Raw genomic sequence first — 13,898 nt, 5'->3', positions numbered from 1 at the left:
ATTACGATGAAAATAAAATACTTACTGCTGGCAATTGCTGTTGCCAGTCTTTCAGCCTGCGTAAAACTGGACGAAAACCCAAAATCATTCATCTCGCCAGAGCAATTTTACAAAACAGCTGGCGATGCTGTTTCTGCTGTTAATGCCATATATTATCCAATGGTTGACAATAGCACTGGCGCACAGCCGATATATAACCGGCTGTTTTATACAGGATTGGATTTCCTGACGGATGATCTGGATGCTGGTCCGGGCTCTCCCAATGCAGAAGTAAGGGCACTGGCGAAGTTAACCCATGCTTCTACAAATTTACGCATCCAACAAATCTGGACGGAACATTACGAGGGCATTAATAAAGCGAATATTGCCCTGGAAAGAATTCCTGCCATAGAAATGGATGGCAAACTTAAAAACCGCTTACTTGGCGAAGCCAAATTTTTGAGGGCCTTTTATTATTTTAATTTAGTCAGGCTTTATGGCGATGTTCCATTGCTGTTAAAAGACCAGACACAATTGAGCATTGCTGAACTGCAGGTACCACGAACACCGAAAGAACAGGTATATCTGCAGATTATCAATGATCTGGAAACCGCGGCCTCTTTATTCAAAGCGGGTTCAGGCGGTGAAGCAGGTCGTGCTACCGAAGGTGCTGCGGTGGCCTTGTTATCCAAAGTGTATTTAACCAGAAGAGATTGGGCCAATGCCGTGAAATATGCCGAAGCCGTAATTACTGGCAGTTATGGTTACGCATTATTTGATGATTATGCGCAGGTTTTTCTTCCGGCATATAAAAATGGAAAAGAGCACATTTTTTCTGCACAGATAAAAGGAAGTACAATCAGCACCGGTCACTTAATTACCTCAAGTGATATCCGCTCCGGTGTTCCCGGATTAAAAGGATCCTATGGAAATCAATTGGCTTTTTATACCGTTGGAAGCGATAATTTTTTCAGTCTGTACAAACTTTATTCAGGAAAGGATAAAAGAAAGCGTGTATCATTTGTCACTTATTATACCAGTCCGACAGATGGTAAAAAGTATGCCACGATCAATGCACCAGGGGATTCTGTTCCTTTCATCAATAAAAACTGGGACCCTAATTATGCCAGCACCGGAAACTCTGATGCCAATATGAACATCTTACGTTTTGCAGAAGTGATTTTGATAGATGCTGAAGCTGAAAATGAACTTAACGGGCCAACAAGCAAAGCTTATACTTCAATTAACAAAATCAGAAAAAGGGCCGGTTTGGCCGACTTAACGACAGGATTAACCAAAGATCAGTTCAGGGATTCGGTTTATCTGGATCGCCGCCTCGAACTGGTAGGCGAGTGCCACAGGTATTTTGACCTGATCCGTCAAACGGGAACCGAAGTTACAGGCGTTGGTCCTGAAGGTAAAGGGATTTTACTTAAAAACCTGAAACTCGTTGGAAAAACGAATGTAGCTGCGCGACATTATTTATATGCCATCCCGCAGGGTGAAATTGATAGAAACCCAAAACTTACCCAAAACCCAGGCTGGTAAGAAACAAATTTTTAGAAAACCATAAACTTTAAATGATACGTATTATGAAAAGGATACATTATAAGATTGCGGGAGCAGCTATTTTAATATCATCGATATTTCAAGCGGCATCTGCACAAACATCAAACCCATTAACATCCGATCAGGGTTTTAAAGGCAAAATTGGCAGAACAGCAGCCGAATCTCAGGAATATTTTCCCGAAAAGAAAAAAGCACCTGCGGGTGCACCAAATGTAATTGTATTTTTAATTGATGATGCCGGTTATGGCACATCGAGTGCTTTTGGAGGTTTAATGCAAACACCGGTGTTGGATAGTTTGGCCAATAATGGGTTACGTTATACCAATTTCCACTCTACAGGGGTCTGTTCCCCAACACGTGCCGCACTGCTCACTGGCCGTAACCACCATTCGGTACATATGGGTACCTTAAATTACAGTTCGAGTGGTTTCCCGGGTTATGATGCAATTATGCCAGCCGATAAGGGAACAATTGCCGAAGTGCTGCACGAAAATAACTATAGCACTTTCGCCGTGGGAAAATATCATGTTGCGCCGATCAATGAAATTACAGCAATTGGTCCGTATGATAGATGGGCAGTTGGCCGGGGTTTCGATCACTTTTACGGATTTCAGCTGGGGCATACCGATCAGTATCATCCAAATCTTTACGAAGACACTAAAGTTGTTGATCCGGAACCTAATGGGAAACACCTGACCACGCTATTAGCTGATAAAGCGATCAACTATATTTCTAATCAAAAATCCATTGCACATGATAAACCTTTCTTCCTCTATTTTGCAACCGGTGCTATTCATTCTCCGCATCAGGTAGATAAAAAATGGAGCGATTTGTATAAAGGCAAATTTGATAAAGGCTGGGATTGGTACAGAGAAGAAGTTTTTGCCCGTCAGAAAAAACTGGGAGTAATCCCTGCCAATGCGGTGCTGCCCGATCGCGATCCTACGGTTAAAGCCTGGAATAGCTTATCGCCAGAGCAAAAGAAAGTATATGCCCGTTTTATGGAAATTTATGCGGGTTTCTTAACGCATGCGGACTACGAGTTTGGCCGCATTGTTAACTATGTAAAAGAAATCGGACAGGCAGACAATACGGTGATTTTGGTGAGCATTGGCGATAACGGATCAAGTCACAGCCCGGAGCATGGTAGTTTAAATGGTTATATCAGCTCACTGGATGAAGATAAACAAGTTGCAGCGTTATATAAAAACATTGATAAACTGGGTACAGAACACTCTTTTGAAGATGCACCCTCAGGCTGGACCCAGGCAACCAATACACCGTTCAGGTTATGGAAAGCCGACCCGAACAGTGAGGGCGGTACGCACCAGCCGCTTATTGTGTATTATCCAAATGGCCAGTTAAAAAAGGGCGATATCCGCGGTCAATACGGGCATGTAATTGATATTGCACCAACCATATATGAATTAACAGGAGCAAAGGTTCCTGAAGTTATTAAAGGAAGTGTACAGAAACCGATTGAAGGGACAAGTTTGGTTTATTCATTTAAAGATGCCAATGCCGAAAACAGACACAAAATTCAGTACTATGAGTTATTTGGAAAGCGGGCCATTGTGAAAGACGGCTGGAAAGCTTCTGTTTTTCATAAATCCGGAAGTGATTTTAATCAAGATGTATGGGAGCTTTATAACCTGAATGACGATTTTAACGAACGCATTAACCTAGCTGCAAAATACCCTGAAAAAGTAAAAGATTTACAGGCACTTTTTGAGCAGGAGGCCATTAAGTATAATGTATTTCCATTAAATGATAATGCACTCGGTCACAGCGTCGGCGGACGAGCCCGCAGTCCTTTTGGTCTTGATAAAAAGGTGGTGCTTTACCCGGGTATTGAGCAGTTTTTAACCCTTAGCGGACCACAGTTCCAGAACGATGCATTTTCAATTACTGCAGATGTTGATATCAAATCGGCAGGAGCACAAGGGGTTTTATTTGCTACCGGTTCTGAATTTGAAGGTTTAAGTTTATTTATTAAAGATGGGAAATTTGTAGTGGCACATAATACAGGCAGCATTGTTAAGTATCTGGAATCGAATGTTCCGGTTTCAGTTGGCAAATCAAAACTGAAGTTCGAATTTAATTTCACTGCGCCGGCTCACGAAAGTAAAGATAAAAATGCACCTGCAGGTACTGAGGCGATTTATATCAATGATAAAAAGGTAGGCGAGCGCAATGTTGTTGCCGCAGAAGGTAGAATTGCAATATATAAAGATGGGATCGACGTAGGTGCAGACAGAAATTCGACTGTAACCGATCGTTACAAAGCACCCTTTAACTTTACCGGAAAGTTAAACAACATCACTATTGAATATAAATAAGACGATAAATAACAGGCTGCCATCTTTGGTAGCCTGTTTTGTTTTACTACAATTTCTCAAATCCATATCAAATGAAAATAATACTCAGAATTTTTATGCTCACTGTTTTGGCAAAAAGCACATGGGCACAAGATAAAGCCGGTGATCCTATTTTTAATGGCAATAAATTGTTCGCCGATGTAAAGCAATACGTTGACTTTGGGATTCACAGAACTGCGACAGATGGCGACAACCAAACATCGGCATGGCTGAAAAATAAACTGGATAAATTAGGGTATAAAACCGAATACCTTTATTTTCCGGTGAAGCAGTATTTTTTGGAAAGCGCTTCACTACAAGTAAAAAATAAAGTATTAAATGTATTTCCGCTTTGGCCTGTTGCCCAGGCCAATGTTTCTTTAAATGCGGTTTTAGTTGATGCAGATAAGAACAAACAGTCAGTTTCGGGAAAAATTGCCATCATCAGATTAAAAAAAGAAGACCGTCAATACATTGACCGTTTAGAAAAACTCGATCGCTTTAATGATTTGATTGCCCGGCATGCCAGTGCTATAATTTTGATTGTGGATAATGAAGCAGGCCAAATAGCTGCTTTAAATACCCAACCAAATGCATCGTGGAAAATTCCTGTGGTTCAGATTGCACCAAAAGATACCGCACAGTTAATCAGCGGTGCCACAGCTTCCCTTCAGATTAAAGGCAGTTTAAAAGATGTACAGGCACGTAACGTAATCGCCAAAATTGGATCTGGCAAAAAAGAAGTCATTGTTTCTACTCCAATTAGCGGCTGGTTTACCTGTGGTGGAGAGCGCGGACCTGGAATTGCAATTTTTAATGCCATCGCCGAATGGGTAAGCATTACCAAACCACCGTATACCTTTGTTTTTATCGCAAATTCATCTCACGAACTGGAAGATCATAGGGGAACTCATGTATTTATTGATAAAAGGGCACCAAAACCAGAAAATGTCAGGCTGTGGGTGCATTTTGGTGCGAGTTTTGCCATAAACGCATATCAAAAAACAACTGACGGAATACAAAAACTTGATGCTGTTGATCCTAAGAGGAGGGTTTATTATAGCTCAAATATGGAGAATACAATCCATAAAGCCTTTGATAACAAGTCGATTACTCAGCTGAAGGATGTTGCCTTAGGAGAGCTTAGTGTAGCCAAAAAATACGGGTATGCTTCTTATTTCGGTTTTGTTGGGGCCGATTTTAATCCATATTTTCATACCCCGGTTGATGATGAGACCGCAACATCACCAAAAATATTAGAAGAAACGGCTTTACTGATTAGGAATGCAATAGAATTAGAATTGGCGAATCACTTGTAATGAAAAATAGATGATTTATGGAAAATAAGATAGATGAAATGCTAACAAAATATAACCTGAATAAGGAAGATAGCATTTTATCTATTTTGGAAGATTTTAGAGATGAAAATGAGGTTCGCGAATATTGTATGAGGGTTTTACAGGCCTATCCTGACCCGAAAAAAGAAGACTGGATAATCGGAATGGAAGGGGGAGACTACATTTACAGTTTTGAGGGCAATTTTATTTTTATCACCGATGATATCTGGAGTTTTAATTTAGTGGCCAAAAAGCCTCTATTAGAATTATTAGCAGAGAAAATGAGATCGCTGAGGCAATCAGGGTTTTGAAAGATGGTGAAAGTTAAAACAGTTTAATTTTATGGTGTTTTGCCTTACTTTATCTGGTGGTAAATTAAGAAATTAAACACTCCATCACTCCATAGACTAACATATCCTTTACCAATTCGGTATTAGCAAGCGAAAATTTATATTTGCCGATATGAAGAAGCCCGTTTTTTTAGTTTTCTTATTTATACTCGGCTCAACTTTTTTTAGCCATACAAAAGCGCAATCCGTATTCCAAACCATATTACAACGGGTTCATCAGGAGCAAATTGATGACGTAAAGGATATAAAAAGCCTGGATAAACGGGTGGAAGATAATCTGATAGGTTTAAATCTAAAGAGTGGAAAATGGGAATCTATAAATTATGCAGATCATAAACGCATCAAGCCAGGTTGGTTACCTGTATTGGAAAGGATAAGGACCATGACATTAGCTTATTCATTTCCTAAAAGTAGTTATTATAAGAATAAACAGATTTTGGAGGCCATACATAAAAGCCTGAGTTATTTCATTAATCATAAACCTTTGCCTTATTGTGACAATTGGTATCAGCAGGGTATTACGCGTCCACAAACTTTAGCTTTAAGCCTTGTCAATATGAGGTTTGGCGATTCGCCCTTAGATGGTGAGTTGGAAAGAAATACGCTGGCTGTAATTTGTAAAGATACTTCCGTTACCAGTATCGGACGGAATAACCCTATGCACAGGTTTAATTTTGGAGCCAATAAAGCCCAGATTGCGATGGGCTGGATATTTATAGGTGCTTTGCTAGCGAATGAAAAAATGTTAGAAGTGGGGGTGAAGGAGGCTTACTTGCCCATTCAATACACCACAGGAGAAGGAATTCAATACGATCTTTCTTACGATATGCACTATGGGTATCTGTACAATGGTGGATATGGGGTGGAGTTTATGACAAGCGTGGTTAAATCTGCTGCTTATACTTTTGGAACCAAGTATGCGCTGAAAGGTGAGAAACTGGATCTATTTCGAAAATTTATACTGGAATCAATATTTGGCGTTATCCGTGGGAAGTGGATGGATTGGAATGTGATGGGTAGGGGTATTTCGCGTATTGGTGCAATACAAAAAGACTACTCTTCATATCTCGAAAAGTTGGAGCGGATTGATCCACAGGGAAAGGAACAATATAGTGCTATTAGAAAAAGGATGAAAGGTGAAGAACCTGTTTTCTTCAAAGTGGAACCCTTCCACCGTCATTATTGGAATACTGATTATACGGTGCACACCCGGCCTTCATACTTGATGTCGATACATGCTGTTTCAAACAGAAAGTACTCACAAGAGATTGGCAATCTGGAGAATCAGAAAGGATTTTGGGGCTCAGAAGGAACCATGAACCTTCAATTAAAAGGGAATGAATATTACAATATATTTCCACTATGGAATTGGACCAAACTACCCGGCACTACACTGCCAGATACTTTGCCTACCATTAAAGATAAGGCGCCAGGTGTAGGAGATAGGAGAGGAACACATTCCTTTTCAGGAGGAGTGTCTGATTCAAGCTACGGAGCTACCGCTTATGTAATGGATAATGATCTATATACGTCAGCAAAAAAATCCTGGTTTATGTTTGATGATGAAATTGTATGCTTAGGAGCAGGTATCAAGTCAACCCTGCCTTATCCGGTTGCCACTACTTTAAATCAGGTAATGCTTTCTGGAAATGGACTAACCATATGCGCTGGTAGTCGTGTTACCCGATATCAAAAAGGCATCAACCTAACTTTTAAAAATCAGGTAGAATGGGTATTGCATGATCATGTAGGATATGTGTTTCCTCAAGGTGGCAATGCGCATCTATCTGCTGAAAACAGGATTAGTGATTGGACAGGGGTGAGTATGACTGGTGAGGAAGCTAATAAAAAGATAGAGCAGAAATCCGTTTTTCAGTTAAGCTTACAGCATGGTATTCGGCCTGAAAATGAGAAATACGCCTATATCCTGGTACCGGCTATCAAAAATTCTATTGAAATGAAACATTACCTTGAAAAGAAAAATGTTATAATCAAGTTCAATAACGAAAAGCTTCAGGCGGTATATCATAATAAATTGAAGATATGGCAGATGGTATTTTATGCGGGAAATATGTCTTTTAAGGATGATGAAATTAATTTATCAACAGATATTCCATCAATTTTAATGCTTAAAAAAATAGAGAAAGGAAAATATCAACTTTATGTTGCAGATCCTTCTCATCTTTATGAAAAAATGAAGGTTAGCCTTAAGATAAGCGGGGGCGATACGCAGACGTTTGACTTAGATCTGCCGCTGAAGCAATATGCTGGTCAGACTGTATCGATTGTTGTAAATTCCGAACATCTTTAATACTTTCTATATCTGAAATAATAATATTAGGTTATCAGATAGCACTACTGGAATCCATTAGGCCTTCCAGTAGTGATCGTCAACTGTTTTCTAAATTAATTAATCCAGTTTTTTTAATCAAGCTAAAGAACCAACGCAGCAATTTCTTCCCCGGTTCCCACCTGGGTGACCTCTGTTTCAGTGGCAGCAAAACGATCGATGGTTAAATTTGGTGCTTTACCCATCACCAGTGTATGGCGATTGGTGTTGCCTTTGAGTTTTAAAGTACTATTGTCGAGAATTTCAGTATATAAACCTTCACTGCTGCTGTTTATGTCGGCAAAAGCATTTCCCTTAAGAATAATCTGGAGATATTTAGTACTAAGCTTTGCTTCTGTTCTCACTACTGCGTTTTGATCAGCCTCAATGCGGTAGATGTCGTTTACATAAATAATAAGTTTACAGGTTTCTTTATTGAGGCCGGTAATGCGTAACACTTCGCCCTGCTGCATAACTTTTACACTTCCAGCGTTATCATCTGCAAAGGATATTCCGATGGCGGGCCGCTGCACCAGCATCACTTCAACATTGCCCTTGATCACAATCCTCCTGAAGTTTTGAATCTTATTGAGCACTGTTTCTGTTTTTTCTGTCGCCCTTGAATGGTTTGGAAAGCTAACTGTTAAGGTAATTACGGCAGATGCCATGGCGATTAGCGTTTTAATTGAGGTTTTCATGGTGTTTTTTATTTAAATGTTAAAATTTGTTGAGCTTATGATGGCGTGCTAATAAAAATCAGCTTTACCGGTATTTCAGTTTCAGGGTTAACCAAGCGGATGCCAAAAAGAAAATGTCTGCTTAAGCGCGCTGTAATGCATCTTTTTTATTTAATGCTGATTGCGGCATGTTCATTTTCGAACAGTGCTTGTGCGGGAGCGAACAGTTTTGATGTACAGGCACCTGAATGAAGCTCAGATCTTTTTATGGGTATTATTCAATCGTTAAGCACAGCCATATCAGATTATATTCATTATTTTAGTAGAACCTTAGGGTATATTGAATCAGTAATTTTGAATAAAAATCACGATGTCAGTAAAAATCAATCGCCAAACACAGCAGAAACTTCAACAATTATTCATCATTATCCTGGCCTGGATGATGACTGGGGTGGTAATTGCGGTTTTTGAAGATCTTGTGCTGCATACTCGAAATTCTTTAGGGCCCGTTCCTGGTTATACCTTAGTTTCTTCTATTTTACTCAATGCAGTTATTGGCCTTTTTGGCGCGCTGTTAGGAGGGAGTTTGCTTGTGTTTTTTGTAAATGTAAAATATAACGATAAGCCTTACGGTTATACCCTTCTTATTGTGGCCGGATCATTTTTATGCGTGATTTTGATTGTAAACGAGTTACTGAGCCTCTATGAATTGGGCGATTCGAAAAGATTTTTGAAAAACGGATTGGTGTGGGCCATTGTGGTTTCCATTACGCAGTTGCTGCTTCAGATAAACAGTAAATTTGGACAAGGGATTTTCTGGGATATCATCAGGGGAAAGTACAATACGCCTAAGGAAGAATCACGGATTTTTATGTTTCTCGACTTAAACTCATCCACCTCCATTGCCGAAAGTCTCGGCGATAAAAAATACCATGAATTACTAAAAGATATCTTCATCGATATTACCAATCCTATTTTAGAAAACAGGGGAGAAATATACCAATATGTAGGCGACGAGGTGGTAATTGCCTGGCGTTATGATGAAGGATTAAGGAACAATAAATGCATCAATTGTTTTTTTGATATTAAAGCGCATCTGTTACAGCTCAGGAATAAATACCATGAAAAATATGGTTTATTGCCAGCTTTTAAAGCCGGTATTCACTGTGGAAAAGTGATAGCAGGTGAAGTTGGAATTATAAAGCGTGATATTACCTATTCGGGCGATGTGCTGAATACCACTTCAAGAATCCAGAATATGTGTAAGGAATTTAACCAGGAAATGCTCGTATCCATCGCGCTGGTTGAAGAACTCCAGTTAACCGACCATTATACCACCCAGTTATTAGGTGCAATTAAACTGCGCGGAAAGGAAAAAGAAATGCAGCTGGTGGCTGTTCAGCCTGTTTAAGCTGCCCTGGAGCATAAATATAACCCTTTCAAATAGGTTTCTTGATTATTGTCAAACAGATTACAATTTGCAATGAACGAATTTAACGGGATTGTATTATTTTTGTTGCAGCATGAATTAATTGTCTATCCATTCATGTAGGTAGGATTTGTTTAATTTGTGATGACTTTAAACAAAGGAGAGGGTGAGCATGAAGAATGTTTACCCTTTTTTATTTTAATCCGTACCTAAAAACCTGCTAATTTCAGACCTACCCTTAAGACACAACGTTTTTCTTTAATTTCTTATGCACTTTGCTAACCAACGTTAATAAAGTTCAGGCTTTGTCGAAGAACGTCGTCAATCCCAAGTGGCAGAAAAATCAAAAAAACAGCTGCAGAATAGAACAAATAGCACTATCAAACCTTAAACGCAGTGGTTTTGTGTTCAATAATCATGATTCTCAGCTTTTCAAAGGTATTGAACACAAAACGAAGTGCCGCTGTTTTTTTGATGAGCCTGGGGCAGTGAGAAGCCACCTTGCCGGATTGACAAAGCGCTTTGGGTACTTTGGCGCTCCAAAGTACCATGCCCCGCGGCAAAGAGCGGGAAAAAAAATCAACATTTGTGCGTAGCGTAATAATTTCTTTACGGAAGAAGCAGGACAGAGCAGGTCGCTTCTTTTTTTAAATTATTATAGATTGGCTTGATTAACCATTTATAAACCCATATATGTTTTATTCCCGTTTGGGGAATAATGATATAGTTTAAGCCATCCACTATGTTTGTTTTTACCCATCTGATTAAACCTTCAGGATTTAAAATATTATTCCTTTCTACTGCGGTATGCGCTTCTGTGCCTGCTTTTGCACAATATGTTGAACATAAAGGTAATGATGTTACCACGCCGCTACATTTACTGAAACCAGCTTATGTTACACCTTATGGCGAGACAAAAATGGCAGATATTAAAGTATCGCTTGATCGGGTTTATAACTATCTGGATAAAACTACTCCTTTCGAACTGATCGATAAGGTTTCGGGAAAGGTGATTTCGGATTTAAAGAAAGCCGATTCCAGTTCGATATTTAAGCCTGGAGACTACCGTTTAACGAGTTACGAGTGGGGCGTTACCTATACGGGTATGTTAGAGGCTGCTGCCGCCACCGGAGATCGGAAATTTAAGGATTATACGGTTGAGCGCGTCAATTTTTTGGCAGCCGTTGTTTCCGCTTATCAAAAGTATTTAAAAACAAATAAAGGGGCTGTAACGCCCGTTCGTTCGGTAATAGATCCGCATGCATTGGACGATGCAGGTTCTATTGCGGCTGCAATGATCAAAGCGCAACGAACAGGTGAGGTAAATGCGGATCTCCGTCCGGTTATTGATCATTATTTAAATTATATCATGACCAAAGAGTTCCGTTTGAAAGACGGCACACTGGCCAGAAACAGGCCACAACCCAATACCTTATGGCTTGATGATCTCTACATGAGCCTGCCGGCTATTGCCCAGATGGGCGTGTTAACTGGTGAAGCTAAATATTTTGATGAGGCGGTGAAACAATACAGATTGTTTGCAGAACGGATGTTTAACCCCGAAAAAGGATTGTATATGCATGGCTGGGTTCAGGATATGGATCCTCATCCCCAGTTTCACTGGGGGAGGGCCAATGGCTGGGCACTTATGACCAAAATAGAATTGCTGGATGCTTTACCTGCAAACCATCCCGACAGACCTTACCTTTTGAAAATGTTAAAAGCACATGTAAAAGGTTTGGCGGCTTTACAGAATGGAACAGGCTTTTGGCATCAGCTTTTAGATCGTAACGATTCTTATTTGGAAACTTCAGCTACTGCTATTTATAGCTATTGCATTGCCCGTGCGGTAAACAAAGGCTGGCTTGATGTTAAGGCTTATGGCCCCATGGCACTGCTGGCCTGGAATGCGGTGAGTACTAAAATAAATGCAAATGGCCAGGTAGAAGGTACTTGTGTGGGCACGGGTATGGGCTTCGATCCAGCGTTTTATTATTACAGGCCTGTAAATGTTTTTGCTGCGCATAGTTATGGCCCGGTGCTTTTGGCAGGAGCAGAAACTTATCGTTTGCTACAGCAGCACCCTTTTGTCATCAACGATAGTTCAGTACAGATGTATAAATAGAAAACCGCTTTTAATCTAAATAACGATGAAATATACCTCCTGTTCCTTTCTCCTAACCGTTTTTACCTGCATGTTTGTGTTTAATTACTCCCCTAGTTACGCACAGATGGGTAAACGTTTTCCTTCGGAAAGAAAAGTGCTTAAAGATCCAGTTACAGGTGTTGTACTTACTTTTCTAACCAGTACGCCTGCCGGAGATTCGAAAATTTACCAAACGCATAACCAGTGGACTGCTGACGGGCAATGGCTCATTTTTCGGTCGGGCAGGGTTAAAGGCGAGGCAATGGCTGTAAATGAGCAAACAGGAGACCTGGTTCAGGTGACCGAAGGTGGTTATACCGGAATGTTGAATGTGGCCAGAAAATCGATGAAGCTCTATTTTATGCGGAATGTGGATTCGAATAAACGCGCAGGCGGCGCAGTGAAAATTGTAGAGGTAGATCTGGCGAAGGTATTTGCAGATAGTAAATCTGGCAAAATGAAATCCTTATCCACTTACGAGCGCATTTGTGGAACTACGCCCGAAGAAATTGCTGCAGGTGGCGATATGGCGCTTGATGGCGACGAAAACTGGGCTTATTTCAGGGTGGGTAAAGAAGAAGCGGCTAAACATCTTGTAGCAGGAACTAAACTGGAACCGAACTTCGGACCACGGAAAATGGGCGCTGGTCCTGCGGGTATTGCAGGGATGAATATATATACCGGCGAAATCAAATATGTAGTTTCCGTTCCTTTTCAGGTAGGGCATATACAAACCAATCCCTGGCTTGCCGGCGAAATTGTTTTTTGCTGGGAAACCGGAGGGAAATCGCCGCAAAGAACCTGGACGGTAATGGCTGATGGAACGGGATTACGGCCGCTATATCCGGAGGCTGATTATGAATGGGTTACCCACGAGGCCGTAATTTCGCGCGATGAGGTAGCCATGGCCATTATGGGGCACAGGCCTATACCCGGAACGGGTGCTGTATCTGCTCCGCAAACCGGGGTAAACGGCGCTAATCCCGGGCAGGAAAATGGCTGGGGACCATCAGGTACCCGAGAAAAACCCACCGGGCTGGCGATTGTAAATTTAAGGACAAGGGAAATGAGAATTGAAGGGCAAACGCCAACAGGTAGCGGGCTTTGGCATGTTAGCGGTTCGCCAGATGGTAAATGGGCGGTTGGCGACGATTTTTCGAGGAGCATTTATCTCATTAACAGGAAAACGCATGAAATGAAATTGCTCTCGGCAGGACATAAACAAAGCGCCGCAGATCATCCGCATCCCACCATGAGTCCGGATGGTAAAAAAATCGAAATTCAGTCTGCAATGTTGTCGAAAGACAACCGATCGATGAATATCTGTGTGATTGCCATACCAGAAGCATGGATGAATACCAAATAGCTTTAAAACCCAGCAGCATTTCATTAGATAATACTTCACAGCCCATTGGATAATAACCTTTGTATTTTGTCTTATTTCTTGTACTCTTCATATTTTTTTTGACCAATAATGCTGTTGTTTATTTTTTTTTAAAGGCACTCAGTCCTACTTAAAACGATTTATGTGTAGTGTAGGTGGATATAATCTTTTTATGATAATATTTTATAGTAAAAAGACAGGATAGTACAGGATGGGAGTTTTGATCGACCTTTTTATATTTAAGAAATAATTCACTAACCAAATAACTTTTTAACCAACTATTTAATTAACGAACGTTAATACGATTCTATGCAGTAAAAATCTACTCACCCCTTTAAGTC

At 40.4% G+C, this 13,898-nt stretch carries 9 protein-coding genes; 8 read left to right on the top strand and 1 reads right to left on the bottom strand.

The genetic code is table 11. From position 1 onward, the window contains the following. The first annotated feature begins 6 nt into the window (after positions 1-6). From AC04QZ_RS24840 to AC04QZ_RS24820, 5 genes are all read left to right on the top strand, one after another. Entirely contained in the window at positions 7-1,527 is a 1,521-nt protein-coding gene (locus AC04QZ_RS24840; protein WP_086545605.1) for a RagB/SusD family nutrient uptake outer membrane protein, read from the top strand. Positions 1,528-1,571: 44 nt separating this feature from the next. After that, a complete protein-coding gene (locus tag AC04QZ_RS24835) occupies positions 1,572-3,887 on the top strand; it encodes an arylsulfatase (protein ID WP_086545606.1) in 2,316 nt (771 codons plus the stop codon). 71 nt (positions 3,888-3,958) lie between these two features. Further along, positions 3,959-5,224, top strand: a complete 1,266-nt coding sequence (locus tag AC04QZ_RS24830; protein WP_478359898.1) for a protease-associated domain-containing protein — start codon at positions 3,959-3,961, stop codon at positions 5,222-5,224. Positions 5,225-5,241: 17 nt separating this feature from the next. Then, positions 5,242-5,553 (top strand): hypothetical protein, encoded by a 312-nt coding sequence (locus tag AC04QZ_RS24825; RefSeq protein WP_478359897.1) that lies wholly within the window; start codon positions 5,242-5,244, stop codon positions 5,551-5,553. A 151-nt stretch (positions 5,554-5,704) separates the two neighbouring features. After that, positions 5,705-7,903, top strand: coding sequence for a polysaccharide lyase family 8 super-sandwich domain-containing protein (locus AC04QZ_RS24820; protein ID WP_478359896.1), 2,199 nt, complete (start codon positions 5,705-5,707; stop codon positions 7,901-7,903). Positions 7,904-8,025: 122 nt separating this feature from the next. Here the strand turns inward: AC04QZ_RS24820 and AC04QZ_RS24815 are convergent, their stop codons facing one another. Next, on the bottom strand, positions 8,026-8,619 hold the full coding sequence (locus AC04QZ_RS24815) for a GIN domain-containing protein (RefSeq protein WP_478359895.1): 594 nt from the start codon (positions 8,617-8,619) through the stop codon (positions 8,026-8,028). Positions 8,620-8,968: 349 nt separating this feature from the next. Between AC04QZ_RS24815 and AC04QZ_RS24810 the strand changes: the two genes are divergently transcribed. The 3 genes from AC04QZ_RS24810 (at position 8,969) to AC04QZ_RS24800 (ending at position 13,539) form a co-directional block, all read left to right on the top strand. Beyond that, positions 8,969-10,009, top strand: a complete 1,041-nt coding sequence (locus tag AC04QZ_RS24810; RefSeq protein WP_478359894.1) for an adenylate/guanylate cyclase domain-containing protein — start codon at positions 8,969-8,971, stop codon at positions 10,007-10,009. A 760-nt stretch (positions 10,010-10,769) separates the two neighbouring features. Beyond that, entirely contained in the window at positions 10,770-12,152 is a 1,383-nt protein-coding gene (locus tag AC04QZ_RS24805) for a glycoside hydrolase family 88/105 protein (protein ID WP_478359893.1), read from the top strand. A gap of 25 nt (positions 12,153-12,177) precedes the next feature. Continuing rightward, positions 12,178-13,539, top strand: coding sequence for a TolB-like translocation protein (locus AC04QZ_RS24800; RefSeq protein ID WP_478359892.1), 1,362 nt, complete (start codon positions 12,178-12,180; stop codon positions 13,537-13,539). The last annotated feature ends 359 nt before the right edge of the window (positions 13,540-13,898 follow it).

This window comes from Pedobacter folensis (genome assembly GCF_056490665.1).
Note: the sequence above shows the minus strand (reverse complement) of the source record. Positions and strands in the feature narration are given on the sequence as shown.